The sequence below is a fragment of the Aquincola sp. J276 genome (assembly GCF_024700035.1).
In the GTDB taxonomy this organism is placed as follows: Bacteria; Pseudomonadota; Gammaproteobacteria; order Burkholderiales; family Burkholderiaceae_C; genus Aquincola; species Aquincola tertiaricarbonis.
In genome coordinates this window covers 2,029,513-2,050,927 of the sequence record NZ_JAJONC010000002.1, presented here as the reverse complement: position 1 = coordinate 2,050,927, position 21,415 = coordinate 2,029,513, and the positions used below count along the sequence as shown (strand labels likewise).

The window sequence follows — 21,415 nt, the reverse complement described above, 5'->3', positions numbered from 1 at the left end:
CGGTCCGCCGCCGGGCCGCTCCCAAGGCTGACATCTAGCTCCAGTCGTCCATGTCGTGCTTGATGGTGTGCCTGTTCGCGATCAGCTCTTCCACCGACGGTTCGTTGTTCAGCGCCCGCTTCAACGCCAGCTTGGTGGCCTCGTAGTTGGTGCGGTACATGTCCTTCTTGTCCAGCTGCGGATCGTTGGCGCAGCGCGGGTCGATCCACACCAGGCTGATGATGCACAGCTCATTGGCCACCGCCTTGGGGATGATGCCTTCGATCAGGCAATCGACCACCGCATCGGCCGTGGCGCTCTGCACCACGCCGCCGAACAGGTCGATGTTGGCCATGTCCTTCAACGTGACCTTGGGCACCACGATGGTGGCCGGCCGCACGAGCTGGTTGCAGGCGCGGATGGCGAACATCGCGGTGTGGCCCTTGCTCTGCGCCATCATGTTGGCGAAGGCCTGGCCCACCGGGCCGTCGGTGCGGCCGATGAGGATCTCCGGCATCGCGTCGGTGTACTGGCCTTCCTTGGCCAGCACCGTGGCCTCGCCGGCATGGAAGAGATAGGGCTGGGTCATCGCGGTCTGCTTTCCTTCACGGGGTTCATGGTTCGACGAGCATCAGCTCGCCCTTGCCCTGGGCCGACAGGTCGCCCAGGTGGCGCACGATGCGCCGCTGCGGCAGCGTCTCGAAGGCACCGCCGTGGCGGGCCAGGCTGCGCGCCAGCAGTTGCCAGGCCACCGGCACCTCGGCGATGGCCGGCACGAAGGTGGGCACGATGGCCGGCGCCGGGCCGGCCAGCACCAGGCTGCCGCGCCGCATGCCGTAGCCCGGATGCGCGCCCACGCTGCCGGCCACGGCGATGGTGCCGGCCACCATGCGCGAGGCCAGCAGGTCGCCGGCATCGCCGCGGATCATCGCCGTGCCGCGGCGCATGCGGTCGCCGAAGCGCTGGCCGGCGTTGCCGCCGACGATGAAGCTGCCGCCGCGCATGCCGTCCATGCTGCCGGGCAGGGCCGAGGCGGCGAAGTCGCCGACGTCGCCATCCACCCGCAGCAGGCCGCCGGCCATCTCGCAGGCGGCCAGCAGGCCGGCATGGCCCTGCACATGCACTTCGCCGCCCGACATGCCGGCGCCGGCGTAGTCGCCTACCGCGCCTTCGACCACGATGCGGCCGGCCATCAGGCCGGTGCCGATGCGGTCGAAGCGGCTGCAGTCGCCCACCAGCCGCAGCTCGGCGCTGCCATCCGGCAGGTCCGCCACCTCCCGGCGCTGCACGCCGAACCACTCGGCCAGCGGCACGGCATGGCGGCCATGGCCGAAGCGCAGCTGTTCGATCCCCGCCACCGGCAGGCTGGCCAGCGCGGCCGGCAGCAGCCCGCGCAGGTCCACCCGCAGCGGTGGCCGCTGGCGCAGCGTGAGTTCAACCAGCACGCCGCTCATGCACCCACCCCCGGCAGCAGCCTGTGCAGGTGAAAGTGGTAGGGCCCCAGCTTGCCGCCATAGTTGCCCGCGGCGATGCGCACCAGCCCGCCTTCGCGGCCGATGTCGATGCCGGCCTGGAGGCCGGCACGCATGGCCGCGGCCACGTCGGCTTCGGTCAGGCCGTCGATCACCACCTCCATCACGCAGCGGGTCTCGGGCGTGATCTGGCTCTGCTCGCTCAGGCCGTGCAGCGTGGGGCAGTAGGCGTCGTTGGTGGAGGCGCTGAGCGTCGTGTACTTGCTGCCCACCTTCGAGCCCGAGCGCACGACGCCACCGGGGAACGGCATGATGACGTTGGGCAGGCGCTTCATCGCGGCCACCGCGGCTTCCGACACCGTCAGCGCGGCCTCCACGTCCGTCGCCATGAACAGCAGGTTGCCGCCGCCCACCGCCTTGGTCACCGCCGTGCTTTCCTGCGCCACGAACTCGCCGTCCATCACCGGCACGCGCCAGTAGCGCACGCCGTCGATCACCTTGCTGATCTGCCAGCCATCGCCGAAGAAGCGCAGGTTGCGGCCCAGCGCAATGGCCTCGCCTTCGGCAATGCCCGCGTACACCGCGGTGGTCGGGCAGGTGAGCACGCATTGGCCCACGCGGCGTTCCACCTGCTTGGCCAGCTCCTTGCCGCTCATCGAGAAGATCAGCACCGCCACGCCCGGCCGGCCGTCGGGCGTTTCGTCGGCGCCGAGTTCACGCTCGATGCCGGCCTCGCAGCCGCAGGCGATCACGCTGGTGGCGAAGCCGGTGGCGCTGGTGGCGGCGTTCATCGCCCACTGCATGTTGTGCGCGGTGATGAGGATGCGCGTGGCCTTCATCGGAAAGGCCTCGGCAAAGCCGTCGTCGATGGCGACGCCGTTGTGCTCGGCGGCCATCAGGTCGCCTCCGCGGCCAGGCATTCCACCGGCAGCAGCCGCCCGCCGTTGCAGCAGCTGCACAGCTCGTCGTGGCCGATCGCCGCGGCATCGAAGGGCACCGAGCCCAGCCGGTCGAAGTGGCGGCGCAGGGTCTTCTCGATGCCGCGGTCGTACTCGGGCTCGACGAACCAGGTGCCGCCCGTGGGCACCGCCAGCACGCGCCCGCGGCTGGCCACGGCCACGCCGTCCTTGAACACCCATTCGGGCTGCGCGAACATCTTCTCGCGGTCGGGCTCCTCGCGGTACACGGCGATGTCCGCCGCGGCGCCGACGCCCAGGTGGCCGCGGTCCTTCAGCCCGAGCAGCCGGGCCGGCGCGGCGCGGGTCATGATGGCGATCTCGCTGAGCGTCAGCTCCCGCGTGATGCCTTTGAGGGCCGCCTGCGCCGCCACGTCGGGGTGCAGCCTGGCCAGCTGCTCCTCGCGGAAGCTGCGGTCCATCAGCAGCTTGATGAGGTGCGGGTAGCTGGTGAACGGGCCGCCGTTGGGGTGGTCGGTGGTGAGCACCACGCGCCAAGGGTCCTTCACCAGCAGGAAGATCTCCAGCCCGATGACCCACTGCAGCGCGTTCACGTAGCTCTGCTCGCGGTAGCGGAAGGGCAGCACGCCGCATCCGGCCTCGCATTCGATGTCGGCCCCCATCCACTTGCGCGGATGGGCGAAGCCCGACTGCGCATGCTGGCGCATGGTGTCGCCCGAAGCGGTGACGGTCTGGCCGAACATGATCTGGCCGACGTCGATGCTGACGTTGGCATTGGCGTTCACCGCCTCGATCAGCGGCTGCGCGGCCGACGAGAACTTGCGCGGCCCTTCGGTGCCGTAGGCATGGAACTGGATGTGCGTCAGGTGGGCGGGCAGGCCTTCCAGCGCGTCGATGGTGGCCAGCGTGCTCTCGATGTTGCCGGCCACGCCCAGGTTGCTGCCGTGGATGTGCAGCGGGTGCGGCACGCCCAGCTCCTGCAGCGCACGGGCCAGCGTGTGCACCACGGTGCGCGGCGTCACCTGCCAGTGCACATGCGGCTCGTCCACGTCCAGCTTGCGCTGGTTGAACTTGAAGGCCGAGATGCCGCCGGGGTTCACCACCTTGATGCCCATGGCCTTGGCGGCGTTGATCGTCCAGCCCGCGTAGTCGCGGATGCGCTGGAAATCCTCGCCCCGGGCCAGCATCTCCAGGAACAGCTCGTCGTTGCCCAGCATCACGTAGGCGCCGTGGTCCAGGATGGGCATGTCGCCCATCTCCATGTGGGTGTGGCGCGCGTTGCAGGCCATCATCGCCGGCTCGAAGGCGGCGGTGTAGCCCATCTCCACATAGCGGTAGCCGGTGGCCAGCGTGCCCGGTGCGCAGCTGCCGCAGCTGGCCAGCTCCAGCGGGTTGTCGGGAAGCGCGATGGGCGAACCATCGGCGCGCCGGTGGTCCTCGGGCAGCAGCAGCCGCGCCAGGTTCACCTTGCCGCCGCCGATGTGGGTGTGCAGGTCGATGCCGCCGGCCATCACCACGCAGCCGCTGGCGTCGATGGCCTGCGCGGCAGGGTCCGGGCCGACGATGCGGCCGTCGCGCAGATACAGGTCGCGCACCTGGTCGACGCCGTTGGCGGGATCGATCACGCGGCCGCCGCGCAGCACGGTGGTGGAGGTCATGCGGTGCTTTCCTGGAAGGCGGCATGCAGTCGCTGAAGCACCGTGGCCACGGTAGGCAGGCTGTCGGCGTACAGCGGCCGCAGCGGCAGCAGCACCGAGCCGTCGGTGCGGAAGAGGTGGCCGGCCGAGCCCACGCCCGGGGTGGAGACCGGGATGAACACCGTGTCGCCCTCGGCGGCCTGATCGGGATGGCCCAGCACGATGCGCGGCAGGCCGGCGGCCGCGGTGGGCACGGGCAGCGGTCCGAAGGTGGCGATCCACAGCAGCGCATCCACCGCGCCATCGGCCAGCAGGCGCTCGGTGGCAAAGCGCAGCGGCTCATGCTCCAGCCCGCCCTGCGCAGCCCGGCTGCGCAGCGGCAGGCCGGACAGCCAGGTGAACACCTGGTTGACGGTGTACGCGCCCGCGGTGGACCCGGCCCCGCCGCCCAGGCCCAGCGCGGCCGCACGGGTGCTGCGGTTCAGCGTGGCCACCACGCGCTGCAGAGCCTCGATCAGCAGCCCGCCATGCGCGGGCAGCCGGCTGGTCTCATAGACGATGACCGCATAACGCGCGGCCTTCAGGCGCTCGGCCAGCACCCGCAGGGCCTGCGGCGCACGGGCCCGCACGGCGCCGCGCCCTTCCACCAGCGCGGCCAGCCAGGCCAGCGCATCGAAGGCATCGGCGCCTGCGCCGGCAGCCTGCTGCAGCTGGAGCACCTCGGGTGAACCCGCGGTGCAGCGTGCCAGCAGGTCGGCCATGGTGTCGGACGGCGCGGCGTCATCGTGCGGCGTGGCCAGCAGCAGCAGGTCCGCCCGTTCGGCCACCTCGGCCAGGGTGGTGGTGTAGCCGCCGCGGTCCTGCTGCACCCGCAGGCTTTCGAACATCGGCGTGCCGGCCGCCACGTCGCAGATGGCGCCGGTGGCGCAGGCCAGCGGATACAGCGCACGGGCGCCGGCCACGTCGGTGCCCAGGCCGCCGAACAGCGGCTGCATGCTGGCCCCCAGCAGCGCGGCGGCATGGGCCACCGCCTCGTCCAGCGTGGCTGGCCGGCCGGCGATGCGCGGCTGCGCGTCGGCAGGCACGTCGGCGAACCGTGCCAGGCCGGGCCCGGCATGCCGGCAAGGGCCGCTGGCGCCGGTGATCGGCCGCAGGCGCGGGCCGGGCTGCACGCCGGCCGTGGTGCACAGCAGCGGGCAGAACGGGCAGGTCCACGCGGTGGTCCAGGAGGAAGTCATCGGCCCGCGGGACGCAAGCGATGTGCCACCGCCCAGCCCCGGGGACTGCGGGCAGCGCCGGCACGCCCGACACGGCCCGCGGGGCCAGATGTGCCACAGAGTGTTCCGCTTTTGGCCGCCCGGGCCGGCCGCCAGGGGCCCCCGGCCGGTGGCACGAATCGTGATGCGGCTGCCGCAGGCGGGCAGGCAGGAGAACGGCCGGTGATCGACGGCGATGCAGGTGGTGGGTCGGAAGGGACGGCCGGGCAGCCGGCCCGTGGGTGGTGGGCCGGGCCGGCCGGCGCTCAGCGCGGCGTGCTGCCTGCTGGCGGCAGATGGCCGTCGTGCAGCGCGCTGGCCACCAGCCAGGCGTCGGCGCCGGCCTCGTGGGCATGCAGCAGGTCGTCCGGATGGCGCACGCCGCCGGCGCCGATCAGCAGCGTGCCGGGCGCACTGCGCACACGCACGGCCTGCAGCGTGTCCAGGTCGGGGCCGGCCTGGGAGCCCACGCGCTCCAGCGTCATCACGATGACGCGCTGCGGCCAGAGCTCGGGCGCCTGCCAGCAGCCGGCCGGGTCCAGCGGCTGGCCGTCGCGACGGTCCAGCGACAGCACCGCCCGCGCGCCGAGAGGATCATGGCGGTCGAAGGCCTGCGCCAGCGCCTCGCGCGACTTGAGCGACTCGCTGCCGTACACCGGCACCACATGGGCGGCGGCGAAACTGCCCAGACGGGTCATCAGCGCCTGCGCCGCGGCGGCATCGGCAAAGCCGGCGTCCAGCCACAGTTCCAGCTCGGGCAGGGCTTCCAGCAGGGTGTGCAGCACCGCGTACTGCGGCGGGCCGCCCATCAGTGCATCCAGGTCGGCCACGTACAGCCGCTGGGTGCCGCAATGGGCACAGAGAATGCGCGCCACCGTGGCGGGGTCGCTGCTGCCGCACAGCGCCGACACGATGGGCCGGTATGCCTGGCGGTCGCCCCGCACGCCACGAACCACCTGCCCGCCGAGCAGGTCCATCACGGGAATGAGCGAGGTCTCGGCAGCCATGCAGGAGCAACGATGAAGCGGGTGGTCGTGTTCGAGTATGTCACCGCGGGCGGCGATGTCGGCGGCCCGGCCGAGCGGGACGAGCTCATGCCCATGGGCCGCGCGATGCGCGACGCCCTGGTGGCCGACCTGCTGGCCGTGCCCGGCGTGCAGGTGTCCGCGGCGGTGTGCCCGCAGGCCGACGAGCTGCCCGCCCGCGCCCGCGCGCTGCGGCCGCGCAAGGGCGAGCGCACTGTGGACTTCATGGCGCGCGAGGCCGCCTCGCACGACCTGGCCTGCGTGGTGGCGCCGGAGACCGGCGGCCTGCTGCTGCACTACAGCCGCCAGGTGTCGCCCGGCCGCTGGATGGGCTGCCGGCCGCAGGCCATCGCCGTGGCCGGCAGCAAGCGCGCCACGCTGCAGCGGCTGGACGAGGCCGGCGTGTGCACGCCGCTGCGCATGGCCGAGGCGCGGCGCTGGGTGGTCAAGCCCGACGACGGCGCCGGCGCGCTGGACACCCGCGTGCACCGCAGCCATGAAGCCGCGCTGCACGACCAGCTGGCGCGGGCCCGCACCGGCCAGGTGGCCACGCTGGAGCCCTGGGTGGAAGGCGAGGCGCTGAGCCTGTCGCTGCTGTGCCGCGGCGGTGGCGAGGCCGAGGTGCTGAGCGTCAACTGCCAGGACGTGGCGGTGGACGACGCCGGCCGCGTGCACTTCCACGGCGTGCGGGTGAATGCACTGCCGGGCGCCGAATCGCTGGGCCGCATCGCCACTGCGGTGGCGCAGGCGCTGCCGGGGCTGAAGGGCTTCGTCGGCATCGACCTGGTGTGGCATCACCAGCACGGGCCGGTGGTGATCGAGATCAACCCCCGCATCACCTGCGCCTATGCCGGCCTGTCGGCCGCGCTGGACCGCAACCTGGCGGCCGAGCTGCTGACCCTGTACGCGCGGGAGCCGGCCCATGCCTGAAGGCGGCGGCGTCACCGTCGGCTGGGACATCGGCGGCGCCCATGCCAAGGCCTGCCTGGTGCAGCACGGCCAGCTCGTCGACGTGGCGCAGTGGGCCTGCCCGCTGTGGCAGGGCCTGGACCGGCTGGAGCAGGTGCTGGACCAGGCGCTGGCCCGCTGGCCACGGATGGCGGGCGCACACCATGCGCTGACCATGACCGGCGAGATGGTGGACCTGTTCGAGCACCGCGAGCAGGGCGTGCAGCGCATCGCCACGCTGGCCGCGCAGCGGCTGGGCGCAGTGCACTGCTATGCCGGCGACCACGGCTGGGTGGAGGCGCCGCAGGCCGGCGCTCAGTGGGTGCACATCGCCTCGGCCAACTGGCTGGCCACGGCCCGGCATGCGGCGCAGGCGGTGGACGAAGGCGTGCTGGTGGACATCGGCAGCACCACCACCGACCTGATCGCGTTGCGTGGCGGGCGCGTGCTCACCACCGCACGCAGCGACGTGGACCGCCTGGCCTCCGGCGAACTGGTCTACCACGGCGTGGTGCGCACGCCGCTGTGCGCGCTGGGGCCGCGCATCGCCTTCGGCGGCCGCATGCTCAACGTGATGAACGAGCTGTTCGCCACCACCGCCGACGTCTATCGCCTGACCGGCGAGCTGGACCCCGCGCACGACCAGCAGCCCGGCGCCGATGGCGGCGCCAAGGACATGGAGGCCACGCGCCGCCGCCTGGCCCGCATGATCGGGCTGGATGCCCGGGATGCCACGCCCGCCGAGTGGCTGCAGATGGCCCATGCCTGGCGTGCTGCGCAGGTGGCCGAGCTGGGCGGCCAGCTGCGCCGCGTGGTCGAGCTGCATGGCCTGGGCGAGTCCGCGGTGGCGGTGAGTGCCGGCTGCGGCAGCTTCCTGGCGCCCGACTTGCTGCAGCAGTCGCAGCGCATGCCTTCGCGCTGCATCCACTACGGCAGCCATGTGGCCCGCGCCACGCCCGAGCTGGCGCCCTGGGCCCAGGTGTGCGCACCCTGCGTGGCCGTGGCCGCGCTCTACGACAAGGAGCGGCGCTAGATGTGGATCGTCAAGCTGGGCGGCAGCGTGTGCACCGATCCGCTGCTGCCCCACTGGCTGGAGCTGCTGGCCGACCTGGGCGGCGGCCGCGTGACCGTGGTGCCGGGCGGCGGCCGCTTTGCCAACGAAGTGCGGCGGGCGCAGACCGAATGGCAGTTCGACGACCTGGCCGCGCACAACATGGCGGTGCTGGCCATGGCGCAGACGGCCTACCAGCTGCATGCGCTCAATCCCGCGCTGCGGCTGGCCACGCGCAAGAGTGACATCCATCGGGTGCTGCACACCGGCCGCACGGCGCTGTGGCTGCCGCTGGAGCTGCAGCGCGAGACGATGGACGACCGCACCAACTGGGAAGCCAGCTCCGACACCATCGCCTTCGACCTGGCGCACAGCCTGAATGCGGAGCGGCTGGTGTTCGTCAAGTCCTGCGCCATCGACCACCGCATGTCGCTGGCCGACATGAGTGCCAGCGGCGTGATCGACGCCCCGCTCGCCCGCCGGGCCCACGGCGCGGCCTTTCCCATCGAGCTGCTGCACAAGGCCGAGCTGGCCGAGATGCGGGCCATGCTGCTGGGGGACGTGCGCTACCTGGGCGTGTGAAACGGGATATCGGTGATCCCGGATAACCCGGCTTTACTGGCTTCGGTCATGTAGCCCCCACCGCGGCCGCTGGTGCCAGACCTGGCCGGCCTCGGCCTGCCGGTGGCCCGCACCGAGGTGGCCCGCTTCGGGGACCAGACGGTGCTCGTGGTGGAACGCTTCGACCGCCAGTGGATGGACGGTCGCCGTTGGATCGCGCGGCTGCCGCGGGCGGACCTGTGCCAGGCGATGCACCCAGCCAGTCGCGCGCAAGCGCGCCGGCCTGGCGATGGCCCTGCGCTCGAAGAACGCGCACGGCACGCTGGACACCATCCACGCCCGCCACTGGCATGCGCCGGCGCCGCGCCACGGCGGCTCAGGTGCAGCGGTTCCAGCAGGGCCGGCCTCAACTGCCGGTGTTGTCCGGATCCCGCCACACCCGCTCGAACGGCAGCCGCCAGGCATGCGGCGCGATGAGCTGGTGCACCGGCTTCGGTCCCCACGAACCCTGCTCGTACAGCCGCACCGGCGGCGGCTGCTCCAGCAGCGGGGTGGACACCTGCCACAGCCGCTCGATGCCCTCGGCGGTGGTGAACAGCGTGCGGTCGCCGCGCATCGCGTCGAGGATCAGCCGCTCATAGGCTTCCAGCACCTCGCCGATGAGGCCGGTGTCGCGCATCGCGAACTGCAGGCTCAGCTTGTCCAGCCGCATGCCCGGGCCGGGGCGCTTGCCGTAGAACGAGAGCGACATCTTCGACGCATCGGCCAGGTCGAAGGTGAGGTGGTCGGGCCCCTGCGAGCCCACGCCCGAGTTGGGCGGGAACATGCTCTTGGGCGGCTCGCGGAAGGCGATGGAGATGATGCGCTGGCCCTGCGCCATGCGCTTGCCGGTGCGCAGGTAGAAGGGCACGCCGGCCCAGCGCCAGTTGTCGATGTGGCACTTCAGCGCGATGAAGGTCTCGGTGTCGCTCTCGGGGTCGACGCCCTCCTCCTTGCGGTAGCCGCTGTATTGCCCGCGCACCACGTCGTGCGGCGCGATCGGCAGCATGCTGCGGAAGACCTTGTTCTTCTCCTCGCTGATGGGCACCGGCTCCAGCGAGGTGGGTGGCTCCATCGCCATGAAGGCCAGGATCTGGAACAGGTGCGTGACCACCATGTCGCGGTAGGCGCCGGTCTGCTCGTAGAAGCCGGCGCGCTTGCCCAGGCCCAGCGTCTCGGGCACGTCGATCTGCACGTGGTCGATGAAGTTGCGGTTCCAGATCGGCTCGAACAGCCCGTTGGCGAAGCGGAAGGCCAGGATGTTCTGCGCCGGCTCCTTGCCCAGGAAGTGGTCGATGCGGAAGATCTGCTCCTCCGCGAACACCTCGTGCAGGTGCGCGTTGAGCGACACCGCGCTCTGCAGGTCGGTGCCGAAGGGCTTCTCCATCACGATGCGGGCGTTTTCCACCAGGCCCGCCTCGCCCAGCATGCGCACCACCGGCAGCGCCGCGCTGGGCGGCACGCTCAGGTAGTGCAGGCGCCGCGTCTCGCGGCCCAGCGAGGCCTCGGCCCGCTGCACCGCCTCGCGCAGCGCGGGCGCACCGGCGGCCAGCGGCACGTAGTCGAGGATGGCGGCAAAGGCCTCCCAGGCTGCGGGCGACACCTTGCGGGCCGCGAACTCGTCGAGCGCGCTGCGGGCCACGTCGCGGAAGCCGTCGGCATCCAGGTCGTCCAGCGAGACGCCGATGATGCGGCAGCCCGGAATGAAGCCTGCGTTGACGAGGTGGAACAGGCCCGGCAGCAGCTTGCGCCGCGCCAGGTCGCCAGTGGCGCCAACCAGCACCACCACCTGCGGATACTGCGGTCCTACGCCTTGTTGGATCTTGGCCAAGGGGGTCTCCTCTCCCGGAGGGTTTTCGACTTCTGTGGAGGATGAACTGCAACGGAGGTCAAGCGATTTCGGTGCCAGTGGCGCGGCCGGGCCGGTGCGTTGACCCCGAAACTCGCCAGCCTACCGTGGGCCCGCTAAGCTGCGCCAGCCAACGCGGCAACCCGGGCGCCCCGCCCGAACCGCCAGGAGGATCACCGCCATGTCCCGCAAGACTCCCATCGAGCGCTACCGCAACATCGGTATCAGCGCCCACATCGACGCCGGCAAGACCACCACCACCGAGCGCATCCTGTTCTACACGGGTGTGAACCACAAGATCGGCGAGGTGCACGACGGCGCCGCCACGATGGACTGGATGGAGCAGGAGCAGGAACGCGGCATCACCATCACCTCGGCCGCCACCACCGCCTTCTGGAAGGGCATGGCCGGCAACTATCCCGAGCACCGCATCAACATCATCGACACCCCGGGCCACGTCGACTTCACCATCGAGGTGGAACGCTCGATGCGCGTGCTGGACGGCGCGGTGATGGTCTACGACTCGGTGGGCGGCGTGCAGCCGCAGAGCGAGACCGTCTGGCGCCAGGCCAACAAGTACAAGGTGCCGCGCATGGCGTTCGTCAACAAGATGGACCGCGTGGGCGCCGACTTCTTCCGCGTGCAGCGCCAGATCGGCGAGCGGCTGAAGGGCGTGGCCGTGCCGCTGCAGATCCCCATCGGTGCCGAAGATCACTTCCAGGGCGTGGTCGACCTGGTGAAGATGAAGGGCATCGTCTGGGACGAGGCCGGCCAGGGCGTGCGCTTCGAGTACATCGACATCCCGGCCGACCTGCAGGCCACCGCGCAGGAGTGGCACGACAAGATGGTCGAGGCCGCGGCCGAAGCCAGCGAGGAGCTGCTCGACAAGTACCTGGGCGGCGACACGCTGACCGAGGACGAGATCAAGGCCGCCATCCGCAAGCGCACCATCGCCGGCGAGATCGTGCCGATGCTGTGCGGCAGCGCCTTCAAGAACAAGGGCGTGCAGGCGATGCTGGATGCGGTGATCGACTACCTGCCCTCGCCGGTGGACGTGCCCGCCATCCTCGGCCACAACGAGGACGACGACACCCCCGCCGAGCGCCACCCGGCCGACGACGAGCCGTTCTCGGCGCTGGCCTTCAAGATCATGACCGACCCCTACGTGGGCCAGCTGATCTTCTTCCGCGTGTACTCGGGCGTCATCAAGGCGGGCGACTCGGTCTACAACCCGGTCAAGGGCAAGAAGGAACGCCTGGGCCGGCTGCTGCAGATGCATGCCAACGAGCGCGCCGAGATCAAGGAAGTGCGCGCCGGCGACATCGCCGCGGCGGTGGGCCTGAAGGACGCCACCACCGGCGACACGCTGTGCGACCCGGACAAGACCATCATCCTGGAACGCATGGTGTTCCCGGAGCCGGTGATCTCGCAGGCGGTGGAGCCCAAGACCAAGGCCGACCAGGAGAAGATGGGCATCGCCCTGAACCGCCTGGCACAGGAAGACCCCAGCTTCCGCGTGCGCACCGATGAGGAAAGCGGCCAGACCATCATCGCCGGCATGGGCGAGCTGCACCTGGAGATCCTGGTCGACCGCATGAAGCGCGAGTTCGGCGTGGAGGCCAACGTCGGCAAGCCGCAGGTCGCCTACCGCGAGACCATCCGCACCACCGCCGCCGACGTGGAAGGCAAGTTCGTCAAGCAGTCGGGCGGCCGCGGCCAGTACGGCCATGCGGTCATCACGCTGGAGCCGTCGGCGCAGGGCAAGGGCTACGAGTTCGTCGACGCCATCAAGGGCGGCGTGATCCCGCGCGAGTACATCCCGGCGGTGGACAAGGGCATCCAGGAAACGCTGAAGTCGGGCGTGCTGGCGGGCTTCCCGGTGGTGGACGTGAAGGTCACGCTCACCTTCGGCTCGTACCACGACGTGGACTCGAACGAGAACGCCTTCCGCATGGCCGGCTCCATGGCCTTCAAGGAAGCGATGCGCCGCGCCAAGCCGGTGCTGCTGGAGCCGATAATGGCCGTGGAGGTGGAAACGCCCGAGGACTTCATGGGCAACGTGATGGGCGACCTGTCCTCGCGGCGCGGCATGGTGCAGGGCATGGAAGACATGGCCGGCGGCGGCGGCAAGCTGGTGAAGGCCGAGGTGCCGCTGTCGGAGATGTTCGGCTACTCGACCACGCTGCGTTCGCTCAGCCAGGGCCGCGCCACCTACACGATGGAGTTCAAGCACTATGCCGAAGCGCCGCGCAACGTGGTGGAAGCGGTGATCGCCAACAAGTAGGGGCATCGGGCAGGGCGCATACTCGGCGCCCTTTCCCTTGATCGAAGCCTCTTTGCTGCCGGCTTCGCACGCCCCGCGATGCCCGGCTATGAAACCAAGCAAGAGCGCATCGCCGTGGCGGGCGTGGACGACCTGTTCATCCGCTCGCTGCTCGACCGCCAGCAGTTCAGCGACCCCCACGGGGACGCCGCCGACATCGGCATCTCGTCGGCCACCTGGCCCCTCTTCGGGCTGCTGTGGCCCTCGGGCGCGGAACTGGCCGCGCTGCTGGCGATGCGCCCGGTGCGCGGTGCGGAGCGCATCCTGGAGATGGGCTGCGGCCTCGGCCTGGCCAGCCTGGTGGGCCACCGCCGCGGCGCCGACATCACCGCCAGCGACTGCCATCCGCTGACCGGCGCCTTCCTGCAGGCCAACCTGCTGCTCAACGGCCTGGCGCCAATGAAGTACCGCTACGGCCATTGGCGCACGCCGCTGCCGCCACTGCCGCGGGAAGGCGAAGCCGCGCAGCTGGCGGTGGACGGCCCCTACGACCTGCTGATTGGCAGCGACCTGCTGTACGACCGCGACGCCGCCGACGACCTGGCCGGCTTCATCGAGCTGCATGCCGGCGCCGCCGCCGAGGTGTGGATCGTCGACCCCGACCGCGGCAACCGCGCCGCCTTCAACCGCCACATGGCCGGCCAGGGCTTCACGCTCACCGAGCAGCGGCTGGACCGCGCCGAGACCGCGGCAGTTGCGGGCTACAAGGGCCGGCTGCTCAGCTACGTGCGGCACCTGCCGCCGCAGGCCCGCACCACCCTCGCCTAACATCCTGCGCCCGCCCCGCCGGGGCGAATCGACAGGAGTGGATGTGATGCCGTTGCGCAAGACCGCGAGGCCTGCTTGCGCGGGAACGAGACCCGGGGCCGCGCCGGCCGCGCCGCAGCTGCCCCAGGTGCTGCTGGCCCTCCTGCTGGGCTTCCTGCTGGCCCTGCTGCTGGCCGCCGCGCCGCCCGCGCGCGCCGCCGATGTGGTGGACACCGCGCTGGATGCCGCGCGGCTGCAGGTGGAGCGCATCGAGAAGCGCCTGTCCGGCGAGGCGCCGGTGCCGGGCAGCGAGCTGGCCGAATCGCGCCGCCTGCTGCTGCAGGTGCAGGAGGAGGCGGACCGCATCGCCGCGGAGCAGGCGCCCGAGCTGGAAAGCGCCCGCGCCCGCTTGGCCGAGCTGGGCCCGGCGCCGCCCACGGGCGGCGAGGCCGCCGACGTGGCCGAGCAGCGCAGCGGCCTGCAGAAGACCATCGAGACGCTGGACGCCCGCATCAAGCTCGCGCGGCTGCTGGTGGTGCAGAGCCAGCAGCTGGCCGACCAGGCCGCCGGCCAGCGGCGCGACCGCTTCCGCGCGGCGCTGTTCGAGCGCACCGAATCCATTCTTTCCCCCGGCTTCTGGAGCGAGCTGCGCACCAATGCGCCTCGCGACCTGCAGCGGCTGCGCCAGCTGGCCGGCACCATGGCCGAGGCCGCCGCGCGCACGCCGGGTGGCGCCTGGGCCGGGCTGGGCGCGCTGGTGGTGGGCGTGTTCGCGCTGCGCCGCTGGCTGAGCCGGCGGCTGGTGGCCATCGCGGCCGAGCGCACGCCCTCGGGCCGCGTGCGCCGCTCGGTGTATGCGGTGGCGCAGGCGCTGCTGGCGGTGCTGGTGCCGGGCACGGTGGCCTATGCGCTGATGCGGGGCATCGGCTGGACGCTGCCCGAGACCGAGCCCGCTCGCGTGCTGCTGGGCAGCATGCTGGGGGCCATGTGCTTCTCGGCCTACGTGGCCGGCCTGGGCGCGGCGCTGCTGGCGGCCACGCGGCCTTCCTGGCGGCTGCTGCCGCTGCCCGACGAGGTGGCCACCGGCCTGCGCTGGCATCCCACGCTGATCGGCGCGCTGATCTTCGTGGGCTGGCTGGTACAGCGCCTGGCCTCGCTGGTGCAGGCCAGCCTGGCCACCGAGGTGGCCGTCAACGGCATGTATGCGCTGGCGCTGGGCGTGCTGCTGGCCCACACGGTGCGCCGCGGCGAGCGGCTGCGCCGCCGCTCCCACGAGGTGCGCGACGAGCGCGAGCACCTGCCCCGGCCCAGCTGGATGACGCTGGCGCTGTTCTTCGCGCGCACGCTGCTGGCGGCCAGCGTGCTGGCCATCCTGATCGGCTATGTGGCGCTGGGCGCCTTCGTGGTGCGGCAGGTGGCCTGGATCGCGACGCTGGCCATGACGACCTTCCTGCTGGACGCGCTGATCGACGACGTGTTCACCGCCTGGCTCGCCTCGCGCTCCGCCCCCGGCAGCGAAGCCGCCGGCAGCGCGGGCCCCGAAGGCGAGGCCGACACGCCGGGCAGCCGGCTGCGGCGCCAGGCCGCGGTGCTGGTGTCGGGCGCGCTGCGGCTGACGGTGGCGCTGGTGGCGCTGGTGCTGGTGCTGGCGCCCTTCGGCGAAGGCCCGTCCGACCTGCTGCGCCGCACCGACCAGCTGCGCGACGGCATCACCGTGGGCGAGCTGCAGCTGCGGCCCACCGCGGTGCTGCAGGCGGTGCTGGTGTTCCTGCTGGCCACGGTGGTGCTGCGGGCGGTCAAGCGCTGGTTCTCCGACCGCTTCCTGCCCACCACCTCGCTGGACGCGGGCATGCGCGCCTCGGTGGCCACGCTGCTGGGCTTCCTGGGCACGGTGGTGTCCATCGGCCTGGGGCTGTCGGCCATCGGCCTGGCGCTGGACAAGGTGGCCTGGATCGCCAGCGCGCTGTCGGTGGGCATCGGCTTCGGCCTGCAGGCGGTGGTGAGCAACTTCGTCTCCGGCCTGATCCTGCTGGCGGAGCGGCCGGTGAAGGTGGGCGACTGGGTGGCGCTGGGCGGGGTGGAGGGCGACATCCGGCGCATCAACGTGCGCGCCACCGAGATCCAGATGGGCGACCGTTCGACGGTGATCGTGCCCAACTCGGAGTTCATCACCAAGGTGGTCCGCAACGTGACGCACCAGAGCCCGCAGGGCCTGGTGCAGATCAAGCTGCCCATGCCGCTGGACACCGACACCGAGCGGGCGCGCCAGATCCTGCTGCAGGCATTCGTGGACCATCCCGACGTGCTGGACAACCCCGCGCCCAACGTGCAGCTGGATGGCATCGAGGCCGGCAACGTGGTGTTCAACGCCACCGGGTTCGTTGCCTCGCCGCGGCAGAGCTATGGCGTCAAGAGCGCGCTGCTGTTCCAGGTGCTGCAGGCGCTGCCGGCGGCCGGGCTGCCGCTGTGGAAGCCGCCTTCGATGGTGCTGCGCGAGCCGGCCGCGCCGCCGCCTCAGCCCGGCGCGCTGCCGGCACCGCCGGCCACCCCGGCATAACGCACCGCCTGCTGGCCGCGGCTGAAGCCATACAGCACCAGCCCGGCCTGCTGCGCGATGGCCACCGCCAGCGTGCTGGGCGCCGACACCGTGGCCAGCGTGCCGATGCCCACCCGCGCGCACTTGCGCACCAGCTCGTAGCTGGCACGGCTGGACATCACCACGAAGCCGGCCGTGCCCAGCAGCCGGCGCTGCGCCAGCCGGCCGATCAGCTTGTCCAGCGCGTTGTGGCGGCCCACGTCCTCCATCGCGAACTGCAGCGCGCCGTCGGGCGTGGCCCAGCCGGCGGCATGGCAGCCGCCGGTGGCGCGGTTGACCGGCTGGTGGTCCGCCAGCTGCGCCATGGCCTGCAGCACCGCGGCCACCGGCACCGGCGGCCGGGCGGGCAGGGGCTCGGGCTGCAGGTCCAGCGCGGCCAGGCTGTCCACGCCGCACAGGCCGCAGCCGCTGCGGCCTTCCATCGAGCGGCGCTTGTGCTTGAGCTGCACGAAGGCCTGCTGCGCCACCTCCAGCGCGACCTCGCAGCCCAGCCGGCCGGCGGTCACGTCGATGCCGTAGCACTGCGCCGGGCTGGCGATCAGCCCCTCGGACAGCGCGAAGCCCAGGGCCATCGCCTCCAGGTCGGTGGGCGTGGCCATCATCACCGCATGCGACAGGCCGTTGAAGGTGATGGCCACCGGCACCTCGCTCACCACCACGTCGTCGGCATCGGTGCCCGTGCCGTCGGCGCGGCAGCGGGTGACGTGCAGGGCCTCGAAGGCGGGCAGGCAGGCATCGGCGACGTCGTCGGTCATGGTGTTGGAGGCATGTGACTAAACTGGCCCGGCCAAGCATAGCCCCGGGTACCGCCAACGTGCTGCACGTATCGATCCGACCGCACTGGAACATCCGCAACGCCGAGGGCCGCGAGCTGCCTGCGCGGGTGCTGGCGCTGCTGTCGCTGGTGGAGGACCACGGCAGTCTGGCCGCGGCCAGCGAGCACGAGGGCGGGTCCTACCGCCATGCCTGGAAGTTGCTGCGCGAGGCCGAGGCCGTGCTGGGCGCGCCGCTGCTGCAGATGCAGCGCGGCAAGGGCTCGGCCCTCACGCCGCTGGCGCGCACGCTGGTGTGGGCCGACCGCCGCATCGGCGCGCGGCTCTCGCCGGTGCTGGAGAGCCTGGCCTCCGAACTGGAAGCCGAGCTGCACACCCAGCTGGCACCCAGCGGCACCGCGCTGCGGCTGTGGGCCAGCCACGGCTTCGCGGTGGAGGCGCTGGCCCACCAGCTGGAGGCGGCGCAGCTGCCGCTGGAGCTGAAGTACTGCAACAGCGAGCAGGCCGCGGCCGCGGTGCATGGCGGCGCCTGCGACGTGGCCGGGCTGCACCTGCCGGTGGGCCCGCTGGGCAGGCAGGTGCTGGCCCACCATGCGCGCTGGCTCAGCGGCGACCTGCGTGCCATCCACCTGGTGCTGCGGCGCCAGGGCCTGATGGTGGCCGCCGGCAACCCCAGGCGGGTGTACGCGGTGGACGACCTGCTGCGACCCGAGGTGCGCTTCATCAACCGCGAGCGCGGCTCCGGCACCCGGCTGCTGCTGGACCTGCTGCTGGCCCAGCGCGGGCTGGACGGCAGCCGCATCGCCGGCTACGAGCAGGGCGAGCACACCCATGCGGCGGTGGCCGCCTACGTGGCCAGCGGCATGGCCGACGTGGCCTTCGGCGTGGAGGCGGCGGCGCGCCGCTTCGGGCTGGAGTTCATCCCGGTGCAGGCCGAGCGCTACTTCCTGGCCTGCCGGCCGGGCGCGCTGCAGCAGCCGCTGGTGCAGGCCATGCTGGGTGTGGTGCGCAGCCCGGCCTACCGCGCCGCGGTGTCGCAGCTGGCCGGCTACCAGCCGGATGCCTGCGGCAGCGTGGCGCCGCTGGATGCCGGCCTGCTGGGCGAGGCCGGCGCAGCGGCTGCCTGACCAGGGGGCTGCGGCGCCCGTGCCACGCGCCATGCGTTGTTGGTGCACCGGCATGCCTGATCCGTATCAGCTGCGGGCCCGTTTCTCGCATCTACTCCGGCTGGTTTTTTCACAGCCAAGAGGAGAGCCCTTGATGAAGAACATGACCTCCGGCCTGCGGGCCACCTGCGCCGCCCTGGTGGCGTCCGCCACCCTGGCCGCGCTGCCCGCCTGGGCGCAGCAGGCCGCCACGCCTGCGGCCAAGCCCACGGTGGTGATCGTGGCCACCGGCGGCACCATCGCCGGTGCCGGTGCCTCGGCGCTCAACAGCGCCACCTACCAGGCGGCCAAGGTGCCGGTGGACAAGCTGATCGCCGGCGTGCCGGAGCTGGCCAGCGTGGCCAACGTGCGTGGCGAGCAGGCCTTCCAGATCGCCTCCGAGAGCTTCACCAACGACAAGCTGGTGGTGCTGGGCAAGCGGGTGTCGGCCCTGCTGAAGGACCCGGAGGTCAGCGGCGTGGTGGTCACCCACGGCACCGACACGCTGGAAGAAACCTCCTTCTTCCTGAACCTGGTGGTGCGTAGCGACAAGCCCATCGTGGTGGTGGGCTCCATGCGGCCGGGCAGCGCGATGTCGGCCGACGGCATGCTCAACCTGTACGACGCGGTGGTGGTGGCGGCGTCGCCCAGCGCCAAGGGCAAGGGCGTGCTGGTGACCATGGCCGACGACATCCTGTCGGGCCGCGACGCCAGCAAGCGCGTGAACATCAAGACCAGCGCCTTCAGCAGCCCCTGGGGCTCGCTGGGCATGGTGGTGGAAGGCAAGACCTACTGGTTCCGCAGCCTGGCCAAGCGGCACACGATCAACTCGGAGTTCGACATCGACGCCATCGATGCGCTGCCCGAAGTGGCCATCGTCTACGGCTCGGGCAGCATGAACCCGGCGTTGTACGACGCCGCGGTGCAAGGCGGCGCCAAGGCCATCGTGCATGCGGGCACGGGCAACGGGTCGGTGCCCAACTACGCGGTGGACAAGCTCAAGGCCATCCGCGAGAAGGGCGTGATGATCGTGCGCTCCACCCGCGTGGGCGAAGGCGGCTTCGTGCTGCGCAATGCCGAGCAGCCCGACGACCAGTACGACTGGGTGGTGGCCCACGACCTGAACCCGCAGAAGGCCAAGATCCTGGCCGCGGTGGCGCTCACCCGGCCGCGCAGCAGCGCCGAGCTGCAGCGGATCTTCTGGGAATACTGAAGCGAAGACGTAACGGCATGCGGCGCCGCATGCCGCATTTGCATGGCGTGCATCGGTTTGCAACGCCGCTTCAACGACCTCACCGCCTCGTCGATAGACCCCTGAGCGTAGCCGCCGGCTGCGCACCAGGGGACGTGCCTGAAGGGCACATCGATGGAGCGGCAATTGAACAAGCAAGCGCAAGACATGCGCAGCCACCGGCGCATGACGCGCTGGTGGCGGCAAGGGGCCACCCTTGCCGCGGTGCTGGTGGGCAGCCACGCCACTGCACAAACGTCGGCCGAGATCACCGCACAAGCCGGTGCTGCGCGCGCCGCCCAGCAGGCCACCTTCGGACCCAACGAAGCGCTGATGGCCGAGATCCGGCATCAAGGCGCCGCCAAATGGCTGAAGCAGCAGATGGGGCTGTCCGTCTCTCGCTACACCTCGGGGCGAGGGGATGCCATCCACAAGCAGACGCAGAACGTCAGCTTCTGCTCGCAGCCGGCTTACAGCAGCGCCACGTGCTGGCGCGATTGGTACAGCACCACGCCGCTGCTGTGGGACTTCTACCGCAACGCGACGCAGCAGCCCGACCAGGTGCGCCAACGCGTGGCCTATGCGCTGCAGCAGATCGTGGTGGTGAGCGAACTCGAGGTGACGGGCACCTACGGCTTCCGCTACTACTACAACACGCTGCTGGACAACGCATTGGGCAACTACCGGCAATTGCTCAAGAAGGTGGCGCTGTCTCCCTTGATGGGGGCGTACCTCGACAACGCGAACAACGACAAAGCCGCACCCAACGAGAACTTCGGCCGCGAGCTGATGCAACTGTTCTCCGTGGGCACATGCCTGCTCAACGGCGATGGCAGCCGCGTTGGAGCCAACTGCACGCCCACCTACGACAACGAGCTGGTGCGCAACTACGCCTATGCACTGACCGGCTGGACTTACCCGGCCGGCGGCACCACGCCGTGGGGCTGCTGGCCCGCAGGCACCAACTGCCCCTACTTCGAGGGCGACATGGTGCCTGCGCCTGCGCGCCACGACATGGCCGAGCGCAGGCTGCTGTCCGGCATCACCGTACCGGCAGGCAGCAGCCCGGCACAGGCACTGGAACTGGTGCTGGACAGCTTGATGGCACACCCCAACATCGCGCCTTTCATAGGCCGGCAGTTGATCCAGCACCTGGTGAGCAGCAACCCGTCGCCAGCCTATGTGCAGCGGGTTGCCGCCGCCTTCAGCAGCGGCCGCCATGCTTGGGGCAGCACCGCATTCGGCACCGGCCAGCGCGGCGATCTCGCCGCCACCGTGGCAGCCGTGCTGCTGGACGCGGAAGCCCGCACCGCCAATTCCGCCCGCACGGCCGGCAAGCTGCGTGAGCCAGCACTGATGATGGTCGCCACGCTGCGCGCGCTCAACGGGCGCACCGATGGGGACGCGCTGGGCTACCAATGGGGCGAGCCGCTGCGCCAGCACCTGTTCCGCCCGCCGTCCGTCTTCAACCATTTCCCGCCGGACTACCCCGTCCCCGGCACGGCGTTGCAAGGCCCCGCCTTTGGCATCCACAACGCCAACACGGCAATGGAGCGACTGAATTTCCTGACCTACCTGCTGTACTGGCGAGGCTCCGCGCCCAACACGGGGGTTCCGGGCGCGCTTGGCACGCGCGTCAACCTGCAGCCCTTCGAGGAGTCGGCGGGCGACGCGGCGGTCCTGGTCGAGCGGCTGTCGGTCCTGGCCGTAGGCGGTTTGCTTCCACCTGCCATGCGTGATCCGGTGGTGGCTGCCGTCAACACCTACACCCCGCAAAGCCATCCCGCGACCTGGCGCGCCGAACGCGTGACGCAGGCTGCCTTCCTCGTCTTTGCGTCGCCCGTGGCGCAGGTTCAACGCTGAGAT

18 protein-coding genes are annotated in these 21,415 nt (G+C 71.3%); 10 read left to right on the top strand and 8 right to left on the bottom strand.

What is annotated here, in order from left to right; genetic code table 11:
• Positions 1-34: 34 nt before the first annotated feature.
• The 6 genes from fae to LRS14_RS27380 all read right to left on the bottom strand — a co-directional run bounded on the left by fae (position 35) and on the right by LRS14_RS27380 (position 6,268).
• Complete coding sequence (fae, locus tag LRS14_RS27405) at positions 35-568, bottom strand: formaldehyde-activating enzyme (RefSeq protein WP_046116199.1); 534 nt, start codon at positions 566-568, stop codon at positions 35-37.
• A gap of 25 nt (positions 569-593) precedes the next feature.
• Complete coding sequence (locus LRS14_RS27400) at positions 594-1,433, bottom strand: formylmethanofuran dehydrogenase subunit C (protein ID WP_257801846.1); 840 nt, start codon at positions 1,431-1,433, stop codon at positions 594-596.
• Positions 1,430-2,347 (bottom strand): formylmethanofuran--tetrahydromethanopterin N-formyltransferase, encoded by a 918-nt coding sequence (gene fhcD, locus LRS14_RS27395; RefSeq protein ID WP_257801845.1) that lies wholly within the window; start codon positions 2,345-2,347, stop codon positions 1,430-1,432. Before fhcD ends, LRS14_RS27400 begins: the two co-directional genes overlap by 4 nt.
• On the bottom strand, positions 2,347-4,026 hold the full coding sequence (locus tag LRS14_RS27390; RefSeq protein ID WP_046116201.1) for a formylmethanofuran dehydrogenase subunit A: 1,680 nt from the start codon (positions 4,024-4,026) through the stop codon (positions 2,347-2,349). Before LRS14_RS27390 ends, fhcD begins: the two co-directional genes overlap by 1 nt.
• Positions 4,023-5,243, bottom strand: a complete 1,221-nt coding sequence (locus LRS14_RS27385; protein ID WP_257801844.1) for a formylmethanofuran dehydrogenase — start codon at positions 5,241-5,243, stop codon at positions 4,023-4,025. Before LRS14_RS27385 ends, LRS14_RS27390 begins: the two co-directional genes overlap by 4 nt.
• Positions 5,244-5,527: 284 nt before the next feature.
• A complete protein-coding gene (locus LRS14_RS27380; protein WP_046116203.1) occupies positions 5,528-6,268 on the bottom strand; it encodes a HisA/HisF-related TIM barrel protein in 741 nt (246 codons plus the stop codon).
• Positions 6,269-6,280: 12 nt separating this feature from the next.
• On the opposite strand from LRS14_RS27380, the gene LRS14_RS27375 reads away from it, so the two are divergent.
• The 4 genes from LRS14_RS27375 to LRS14_RS27360 all read left to right on the top strand — a co-directional run bounded on the left by LRS14_RS27375 (position 6,281) and on the right by LRS14_RS27360 (position 9,323).
• Positions 6,281-7,216 (top strand): ATP-grasp domain-containing protein, encoded by a 936-nt coding sequence (locus LRS14_RS27375; protein WP_257801843.1) that lies wholly within the window; start codon positions 6,281-6,283, stop codon positions 7,214-7,216.
• Positions 7,209-8,267, top strand: a complete 1,059-nt coding sequence (locus LRS14_RS27370) for a hydantoinase/oxoprolinase family protein (protein WP_257801842.1) — start codon at positions 7,209-7,211, stop codon at positions 8,265-8,267. The genes LRS14_RS27375 and LRS14_RS27370 overlap by 8 nt, the downstream gene beginning before the upstream one ends.
• Positions 8,268-8,867, top strand: a complete 600-nt coding sequence (locus tag LRS14_RS27365) for an aspartate kinase (protein WP_046116206.1) — start codon at positions 8,268-8,270, stop codon at positions 8,865-8,867. It abuts the gene before it with no gap.
• A 72-nt stretch (positions 8,868-8,939) separates the two neighbouring features.
• On the top strand, positions 8,940-9,323 hold the full coding sequence (locus LRS14_RS27360) for a HipA domain-containing protein (RefSeq protein WP_310740885.1): 384 nt from the start codon (positions 8,940-8,942) through the stop codon (positions 9,321-9,323).
• Here LRS14_RS27360 and zwf read toward each other — a convergent pair.
• Positions 9,253-10,716, bottom strand: coding sequence for a glucose-6-phosphate dehydrogenase (zwf, locus tag LRS14_RS27355; RefSeq protein ID WP_046116207.1), 1,464 nt, complete (start codon positions 10,714-10,716; stop codon positions 9,253-9,255). The genes LRS14_RS27360 and zwf overlap by 71 nt on opposite strands.
• Before the next feature lie 199 nt (positions 10,717-10,915).
• Here zwf and fusA point away from each other — a divergent pair, with 199 nt between their 5' ends.
• The 3 genes from fusA to LRS14_RS27340 all read left to right on the top strand — a co-directional run bounded on the left by fusA (position 10,916) and on the right by LRS14_RS27340 (position 16,361).
• Positions 10,916-13,018 carry an elongation factor G gene (gene fusA / locus LRS14_RS27350; protein ID WP_257801841.1) on the top strand — a complete coding sequence of 701 codons (2,103 nt, stop codon included), beginning with the start codon at positions 10,916-10,918 and terminating at the stop codon, positions 13,016-13,018.
• A gap of 78 nt (positions 13,019-13,096) precedes the next feature.
• Positions 13,097-13,825, top strand: a complete 729-nt coding sequence (locus tag LRS14_RS27345; RefSeq protein WP_257801840.1) for a methyltransferase — start codon at positions 13,097-13,099, stop codon at positions 13,823-13,825.
• Positions 13,826-13,952: 127 nt separating this feature from the next.
• On the top strand, positions 13,953-16,361 hold the full coding sequence (locus tag LRS14_RS27340) for a DUF3772 domain-containing protein (protein WP_257801839.1): 2,409 nt from the start codon (positions 13,953-13,955) through the stop codon (positions 16,359-16,361).
• Here the strand turns inward: LRS14_RS27340 and fdhD are convergent.
• Entirely contained in the window at positions 16,319-17,155 is an 837-nt protein-coding gene (gene fdhD / locus LRS14_RS27335) for a formate dehydrogenase accessory sulfurtransferase FdhD (protein ID WP_257801838.1), read from the bottom strand. The genes LRS14_RS27340 and fdhD overlap by 43 nt on opposite strands.
• Before the next feature lie 59 nt (positions 17,156-17,214).
• On the opposite strand from fdhD, the gene LRS14_RS27330 reads away from it, so the two are divergent.
• From LRS14_RS27330 to LRS14_RS27320, 3 genes are all read left to right on the top strand, one after another.
• Positions 17,215-18,300: a helix-turn-helix transcriptional regulator gene (locus LRS14_RS27330; RefSeq protein ID WP_257801836.1), complete on the top strand. Its 1,086-nt coding sequence runs from the start codon at positions 17,215-17,217 to the stop codon at positions 18,298-18,300.
• 142 nt (positions 18,301-18,442) lie between these two features.
• A complete protein-coding gene (locus LRS14_RS27325; protein WP_404977626.1) occupies positions 18,443-19,531 on the top strand; it encodes a type II asparaginase in 1,089 nt (362 codons plus the stop codon).
• 249 nt (positions 19,532-19,780) lie between these two features.
• Complete coding sequence (locus LRS14_RS27320; protein ID WP_257801834.1) at positions 19,781-21,412, top strand: DUF1800 domain-containing protein; 1,632 nt, start codon at positions 19,781-19,783, stop codon at positions 21,410-21,412.
• The last annotated feature ends 3 nt before the right edge of the window (positions 21,413-21,415 follow it).

Excerpts from the sequence above, each read along its gene's own strand:
- fae (WP_046116199.1), bottom strand. The coding sequence starts at position 568 with ATGACCCAGCCCTATCTCTTCCATGCCGGCGAGGCCACGGTGCTGGCC.
- LRS14_RS27400 (WP_257801846.1), bottom strand. The coding sequence starts at position 1,433 with ATGAGCGGCGTGCTGGTTGAACTCACGCTGCGCCAGCGGCCACCGCTG.
- fhcD (WP_257801845.1), bottom strand. The coding sequence starts at position 2,347 with ATGGCCGCCGAGCACAACGGCGTCGCCATCGACGACGGCTTTGCCGAG.
- LRS14_RS27390 (WP_046116201.1), bottom strand. The coding sequence starts at position 4,026 with ATGACCTCCACCACCGTGCTGCGCGGCGGCCGCGTGATCGATCCCGCC.
- LRS14_RS27385 (WP_257801844.1), bottom strand. The coding sequence starts at position 5,243 with ATGACTTCCTCCTGGACCACCGCGTGGACCTGCCCGTTCTGCCCGCTG.
- LRS14_RS27380 (WP_046116203.1), bottom strand. The coding sequence starts at position 6,268 with ATGGCTGCCGAGACCTCGCTCATTCCCGTGATGGACCTGCTCGGCGGG.
- LRS14_RS27375 (WP_257801843.1), top strand. The coding sequence starts at position 6,281 with ATGAAGCGGGTGGTCGTGTTCGAGTATGTCACCGCGGGCGGCGATGTC.
- LRS14_RS27370 (WP_257801842.1), top strand. The coding sequence starts at position 7,209 with ATGCCTGAAGGCGGCGGCGTCACCGTCGGCTGGGACATCGGCGGCGCC.
- LRS14_RS27365 (WP_046116206.1), top strand. The coding sequence starts at position 8,268 with ATGTGGATCGTCAAGCTGGGCGGCAGCGTGTGCACCGATCCGCTGCTG.
- fusA (WP_257801841.1), top strand. The coding sequence starts at position 10,916 with ATGTCCCGCAAGACTCCCATCGAGCGCTACCGCAACATCGGTATCAGC.
- LRS14_RS27345 (WP_257801840.1), top strand. The coding sequence starts at position 13,097 with ATGCCCGGCTATGAAACCAAGCAAGAGCGCATCGCCGTGGCGGGCGTG.
- fdhD (WP_257801838.1), bottom strand. The coding sequence starts at position 17,155 with ATGACCGACGACGTCGCCGATGCCTGCCTGCCCGCCTTCGAGGCCCTG.
- LRS14_RS27325 (WP_404977626.1), top strand. The coding sequence starts at position 18,443 with ATGACCTCCGGCCTGCGGGCCACCTGCGCCGCCCTGGTGGCGTCCGCC.